This is a genomic window from Lactobacillus amylolyticus DSM 11664, assembly GCF_000178475.1.
In the GTDB taxonomy this organism is placed as follows: Bacteria; Bacillota; Bacilli; order Lactobacillales; family Lactobacillaceae; genus Lactobacillus; species Lactobacillus amylolyticus.
The window spans coordinates 1-6,093 of record NZ_ADNY01000037.1 but is presented as its reverse complement, the minus strand read 5'-3'; the positions used below and the strand labels follow the sequence as shown (position 1 = coordinate 6,093).

General features: G+C 38.2%; 6 protein-coding genes and 1 pseudogene. 4 read left to right on the top strand and 3 right to left on the bottom strand.

The annotated features are described in order from the left end of the window. Nucleotides 1-220 precede the first annotated feature (220 nt). From serS to HMPREF0493_RS04715, 3 genes are all read right to left on the bottom strand, one after another. Complete coding sequence (gene serS / locus HMPREF0493_RS04725; RefSeq protein WP_040457238.1) at nt 221-1,528, bottom strand: serine--tRNA ligase; 1,308 nt, start codon at nt 1,526-1,528, stop codon at nt 221-223. Nucleotides 1,529-1,748: 220 nt separating this feature from the next. Next, nucleotides 1,749-2,297, bottom strand: coding sequence for a GNAT family N-acetyltransferase (locus HMPREF0493_RS04720; protein ID WP_040457236.1), 549 nt, complete (start codon nt 2,295-2,297; stop codon nt 1,749-1,751). After that, nucleotides 2,297-2,923 carry a TVP38/TMEM64 family protein gene (locus HMPREF0493_RS04715; protein ID WP_006352156.1) on the bottom strand — a complete coding sequence of 209 codons (627 nt, stop codon included), beginning with the start codon at nt 2,921-2,923 and terminating at the stop codon, nt 2,297-2,299. The genes HMPREF0493_RS04720 and HMPREF0493_RS04715 overlap by 1 nt, the downstream gene beginning before the upstream one ends. A gap of 139 nt (nt 2,924-3,062) precedes the next feature. Here HMPREF0493_RS04715 and HMPREF0493_RS04710 point away from each other — a divergent pair, with 139 nt between their 5' ends. The 4 genes and pseudogenes from HMPREF0493_RS04710 (at nt 3,063) to HMPREF0493_RS04695 (ending at nt 6,037) form a co-directional block, all read left to right on the top strand. Next, the gene (locus HMPREF0493_RS04710; protein WP_006352155.1) at nt 3,063-3,857 is read left to right on the top strand and encodes an alpha/beta hydrolase; all 795 of its coding nucleotides are present in this window, start codon (nt 3,063-3,065) and stop codon (nt 3,855-3,857) included. A 6-nt stretch (nt 3,858-3,863) separates the two neighbouring features. Further along, nucleotides 3,864-4,082 carry a helix-turn-helix domain-containing protein gene (locus HMPREF0493_RS09045; protein ID WP_080881693.1) on the top strand — a complete coding sequence of 73 codons (219 nt, stop codon included), beginning with the start codon at nt 3,864-3,866 and terminating at the stop codon, nt 4,080-4,082. After that, entirely contained in the window at nt 4,004-4,447 is a 444-nt protein-coding gene (locus tag HMPREF0493_RS08615) for a hypothetical protein (protein ID WP_236692636.1), read from the top strand. Before HMPREF0493_RS09045 ends, HMPREF0493_RS08615 begins: the two co-directional genes overlap by 79 nt. A 206-nt stretch (nt 4,448-4,653) precedes the next feature. After that, nucleotides 4,654-6,037, top strand: a pseudogene (locus tag HMPREF0493_RS04695) (NAD-dependent succinate-semialdehyde dehydrogenase). The last annotated feature ends 56 nt before the right edge of the window (nt 6,038-6,093 follow it).

Genomic DNA, 6,093 nt, shown 5'->3' with positions numbered 1-6,093 from the left:
ACTTATCCATGAAACACTTGGCTGTGTTGTAATTGAATTCCTTCTTGTTTGTCCGGATTTTGATTATTATTTTTGTCATATGAAAAAAGCGTAATCAAAAAGTTCGGAATTTGCTCTTTTTTCGATCATAAATTGACTCAAAATTTTTCAAAAAATTTTTTATGACAAAAAAAGACCGAACTCGACTTAAATTTGCCGAATTTGGTCTCTTTTATTTGTTTTAGATTAAACTATCTTCTTTAGTAATCTTCTTCATACCATTCATGTAAGGTACAAGAACATCTGGAACAGTTACTGAACCATCTTCATTTTGGTAGTTTTCCAAAATAGCAGCAACACAACGACCAACTGCCAAACCTGAACCGTTCAAAGTGTGTACTAAATGAAGCTTGCCGTTTTCATCACGGTAACGAATATGTGCACGACGAGCTTGGAAGTCAGTACAGTTAGAACAGCTTGAGATTTCACGGTACTTGTCTTGGTATGGCATCCAAACTTCAAGGTCGTAAGTCTTAGCACTAGTAAAGCTGGCATCCCCAGTTGACAAAGCAACAACGTGGTATGGCAAGCCTAACTTTTGCAACAGGTGTTCAGCATTATGAGTCAGCTTTTCAAGTTGGTCCCATGAATCTTCTGGCTTACATACCTTAACCATTTCGACTTTTCTAAATTCGTGCATTCTGATCAAACCACGAGTATCACGTCCAGCTGAACCTGCTTCACTTCTAAATGCTGGTGACAAAGCAGTTACATTGATTGGCAACTTTTCGCCATGAATAATTTCGTCACGGAAGTAGTTAACCAAAGGAACTTCAGCAGTTGGAATCAAAGTCAAATCACGTGGCTTGTCTGGATCGTCGTTATCCACGATGGTATAAACATCTTCATGGAACTTAGGGAATTGACCAGTTCCTTGCATTGAAGCATCGTTTACCAAGTAAGGTGGAATAATTTCAGTGTAGCCTTCCTTAGTATTTTCATCTAAGAAGAAGTTGAATACCGCACGTTCAAGCAATGCACCTGCACCTTTGTAGAAAACAAAACGTGCACCTGAGACTTTAGAAGCGCGATTCCAGTCCAAAATGTCAAGATCAGTTCCGATGTCCCAGTGAGCCTTTGGCTTGAAGTTGAACTTAGTAGGCTCATTCCATTTACGAACTTCTTCATTGTAGCTGTCATCAGGACCAATAGGATCTGAATCAGCTGGGAAGTTAGGCAAGCGAAGCAAAATGTATTCTTGCTTTTCGCTTAAATCACGAATTTCATTATCCAAATCCTTGATCTTGCTGCTTACTTCCTTCATAGACTTAATGGCATCGCTAGCATCTTCCTTGTTACGCTTAGCTTCACCAATTTTCTTAGAAACTTCGTTACGTTCTGCCTTAAGTTGTTCACTTTGCTTCAAAGCATCACGACGCTTGGCATCGATTGCAACAACTTCGTCCAATTCTTCAGGCTTAATTCCACGCGTAGCGAGTTTATCCTTAGCCCAATCGAGATTCTCACGAATCACTTTAATATCTAACATAGAAAAACCTCCGAAAAAAAGAGCCGACTCATCCCTAATACTGGGACGAATCGGCTCACACGGCTTCGCGGTACCACCCATTTTCAGTTTTTTTAAAAAACTGCTCTCATTGATTGGCGATAACGGCGCCTAAACCGTGCAACTATTAATTGCCCACATTTATGAAATCCGGAAACGACATCCATTCACTCGCACCAACCGTGAACTCTCTGAAGCAGTCTTAAGATTTCGTGTTTGAAACCATTTTAAGCCATTCTTCTTTTTTGAGCAAATAATATTTTTCCTTATATGAAAAAAGGTTGGAAATTTGAGCATAATCGGTTGTATAAACATATTTAAAACCTATTCGCTCCAGCAATTCTTGTGAATGAAAGTTTGTATCAAAGGTCCCCGCCCAAATTTCGGTTTGTCCCATCTGTTCAAAAGCGTCATGCAAAACCAGCTTCAAAGCTTCCGTCATATAGCCGTGTCCTTCAAAATCTTGTTCCAGCATGAAGCCAATCTCTTTTGTCTTAAGGAGGCTCGCCTCATCTAGACCGCGTTCATACAATTCTACCAAACCGATCAGCTGATTATTTTCTTTTAAACAAAGGGCAAAACTGTTTTTCCGGTTAGCATACTCCTGGGCCCCTTTTTTGGCTTCTTGCAAATTATTGAAAACCTCAAAACCAGCCAATATATGATAACGATGATTTTGACCCCACTTTAGCAAAACAGGCGCATCCGTGACTTGGAAGCGCCGTAAATAAATTCTTTTTCCGTCTAACATTATTTTCCTATAAGTTTCAATAACCATCTTGCACCATAGACCAAGCCTAAACTGTAGGCTGCAATTGTCCATGGCTTGCATAAAATAATAATCCAAAAATAAGTCCAAAATTTCATTTCAGTTAGTCCTGCTAATAAGCACAGAACATCATCAGGTGCAGCTGGAGCGAGAATGCACAAAGCGAAGAACCAATTGAAACGCTTTTGATTTTTGGCCCATTTCATATATTTGTTTAGCGTTTCTTCAGAAACTATATGCAAGATAAAACTTCTGCCGTAATAACGTGCTAAAAAGAAATTAATCAGTGAGCCAATACAAATGCCGATGTAGTTATAAATAAAGCCCCAGATCGGCCCGAAGAAAACCACCCCGCCAAGCAGCGATATTCCACCTGGAATAATTGGAATTACTACTTGCACAATTTGAATCAAAACAAAAACTACTGGACCAATTATTTTTTTATTAGCAAGGTAGGCCCGCATTTTATCTTGATCGGTAAAAATCCCCAATCGGTACCAATAAATGACTAGCAGAACAATAATGATACTAGAAACAATTGTGGCATAATTAATTAATTTGCGACTTTTTTCTTCTGATAAATGCACGCTCTCATCTCCATCAATCATCTATTTATTAGCAGTTTAATTTTAACAAAAAAATCTTTATCTGACTCATATTTCAAAAATACGTAAATAATTTTCCAACTGCGAGCCACTTTTTTAAAGCTATAATAAAAGCGTAGATTTCACAAAAGGATGGATTACTATGGCTATTATTAAAAATGATATTGTTTATGATCAAGACAAAAATTTAAGTACAGATATCTACTTTCCAAATGATACAACTTCTAATACGAAAATTTTGATCTTTTGGCACGGTGGTGGCTGGTTCCGCGGCAATAAAAATAGCGTCAAGCCACTAGCCGTAAACTTGGCCAATGCCGGATTCGTAACTTTCGTACCTGAATACAGTTTGGCACCGGCTCACCTTTTCCCAGCTGCTCATCAAGATGCAATACATTTTGTTAACTGGCTGCTTAATTCTGAATACACTGATCCTGATGATCAAAAAAATATCGTTCAAATCGGTGCAAGCGTTGGCGGTACAATGGCATTGCAAGTGGCAGGACAATATGGCTTCCCAACAGTAACCTGGTCTGCTCCAGTTGATTTTTCTCATTGGATTAAAAACCATGAAACTGTAAAAGCTTCACCAGATGCTAAAAATGATTTTGCTTATACTGATCCTGCTCAAATTCATAATAGTTTCTACAAATATTTCGTTACTACTTATGCCGGTGGTAAGCAAGAAGCTATTTTGCAAAAAATGGACGCTGCTGCCTACGACTTCAGTAATTTATCTAGCTTAATGATGATCAATTCCGCTGATGAATTAACGCCGCTTGACAGTGTTCTCAATTTCATTAAATTCTTGGCAAAACATGATCATGAAGTCGAACTTTTGGTTATCAAAGGTCAAAGACATGCGATGGATTATGGCAAAGATTATCTTGATGAATCCCTAGATTATTTACGACAAAGAATTAAAAGACAAAAATAAAATTTTATGATTGATCTAGAAAAATTTATTGCGATCCGCAAAAAGAAGAAAATCTCACAGGCAGAACTGGCAAAGGGCATTTGCACGCAAGCGACTCTCAGTAATTTTGAAAGTGGTAAAAAATTCCCTCTTTTAAAATTTTGGCATTGCTCTGTCAAAGACTGGATATTGAAGTTGGCGATATTGTCGTCAACCAGCATCAAACCAAGGCTTGGCGCAATTTAAGCCAAGCTGAAAATGCTTATTTGCGTTTTGATTATTCTGAAATACACAGTTTATTGAAAGAATTGCAGCCCAGTGATCTTCGGCTTCCCTACGATCGGGTTCACTACAATTATTTGAATGGTATTTATGCCTTGGAAAATGAACAAGATCAGGTCAAGGCGCTTGCATATTTTCAAGAAATCATAGATGAAGACTGGCTAGCCCTGATAATCTTTATTATTTGTTGGCTTTATGGACGACATAATTACATGAAGGATTCAGATCACTTGTTGCACCATGCATATAAGATTGGTTCTCGTTTTCATGAGGTTTATTATATGGGGAGAATTCTTTATCGTTTAGGATTGAATGCAAATGCCAAATGATCTTAAAAAATGGCTATGCAGCATTTCCATGATGCTCGTGCTTTTGCGCGGTTTAACCATGACCAATATATCTTAACCAAAGCAAAATTGGCCTTGGATAAAATTAAGCTTTAGTTTCGATAAGTTTAAATACTACCATCCTTTTTGTAAACGCTTTATAATAGTAAGTGAACTTATTTTAGCTTTGAACAAAGTGAGGTAAAAACATGTCGAGATATCAATCAATCAACCCCTATAACAATGAAAACTTTGCTAATTTCGATAATCCAACAGCTGAACGAATTGACGAAACAATTAATTTGGCTTATTCACTATATAAAAAAATGGCGGCATGAAGAGCCAGCGAGCCGAGCAGCAATTTTGAGCAAAATCGCTGCTGCCTTTCACGAACACGAAGACGAAATAGCAAAAATGATGACGCTGGAAATGGGCAAACTTCTTTCCGAATCCAGGGAAGAAGTAGAATTATGTGCCAACATTTGTGACTATTATGCTAAAAATGGCGCTAACATGCTCAAACCTGAACCTTTAAAAACTGACCTTGGCAATGCTTATTATTTAAAACAAGCAACCGGAGTTGTTTTAGCATGTGAACCATGGAACTTCCCACTTTATCAAGTTATTCGAGTTTTTGCACCTAACTTTGTCGTTGGTAATCCAATTATTTTAAAACATGCACATAACGTACCTAGTTCTGCTAAGCTGATTGAGCGCATTATTAAGCGCGCTGGGGCTCCTGAAGGCAGTCTGCTTAATCTCTATCCAAGCTATGATCAATTGGCTCAAATCATTCAAGATCCACGAATTCAAGGCGTAGCTCTGACTGGATCAGAACGCGGTGGTGTGGCTGTAGCTGAAGAAGCTGGTAAAAACTTGAAGAAATCAACGATGGAACTTGGCGGCAACGATGCCTTAATCGTTTTAGATGATGCTGATCCACAAGTTTTACGCAACGTGCTGCGTGATGCAAGAACTTATAATGATGGTCAAGTATGTACTTCATCCAAGAGAATCATTGTAGTTAAATCACGCTATGATGAAGTATTGCATGAACTTAAGAACGTCTTCTCTAGCTTAAAGGCCGGGGATCCACTCGAAACAGACACAACTTTGCCACCAATGAATTCTCAAAGAGCAAAAGAAAAACTAGCTGCTCAAGTACAAAAAAGTATTGATGCGGGTGCAAAAGTCTTCTACCAATATCCGGAAATTGATTCTAAGGGTGCCTTCTTCAGACCAATGATTTTAACAAATATTGATCAAAAGAATCCTATCTACAATAAAGAATTATTTGGACCAGTGGCTGAGGTCTACTGCGTCGATGATGAAGATCAAGCAATCGCATTAGCTAATGATTCAAGCTATGGCTTAGGTTCATCTGTCATTAGCAGTGACATTAAGCATGCACAAGAAGTTGCTGCCAAAATTGAAACTGGCATGACAGTAATTAATGGCCGCTGGATTACTTCAGGCGAATTGCCATTTGGCGGTGTTAAGAAATCGGGTTATGGTCGTGAATTAGGCAAGCTCGGAATGATGGCCTTCGTTAATGAGCATTTGGTAATTGACGTAACTGAAAACAACAAATAGTTTATCTAAAAAAATAAATAGCACTGAGGATAGTAAATCTTCAGTGCTATTTTTTA

Excerpts from the sequence above, each read along its gene's own strand:
- HMPREF0493_RS09045 (WP_080881693.1), top strand. The coding sequence starts at position 3,864 with ATGATTGATCTAGAAAAATTTATTGCGATCCGCAAAAAGAAGAAAATC.
- serS (WP_040457238.1), bottom strand. The coding sequence starts at position 1,528 with ATGTTAGATATTAAAGTGATTCGTGAGAATCTCGATTGGGCTAAGGAT.
- HMPREF0493_RS04715 (WP_006352156.1), bottom strand. The coding sequence starts at position 2,923 with ATGATTGATGGAGATGAGAGCGTGCATTTATCAGAAGAAAAAAGTCGC.
- HMPREF0493_RS04720 (WP_040457236.1), bottom strand. The coding sequence starts at position 2,297 with ATGTTAGACGGAAAAAGAATTTATTTACGGCGCTTCCAAGTCACGGAT.
- HMPREF0493_RS04710 (WP_006352155.1), top strand. The coding sequence starts at position 3,063 with ATGGCTATTATTAAAAATGATATTGTTTATGATCAAGACAAAAATTTA.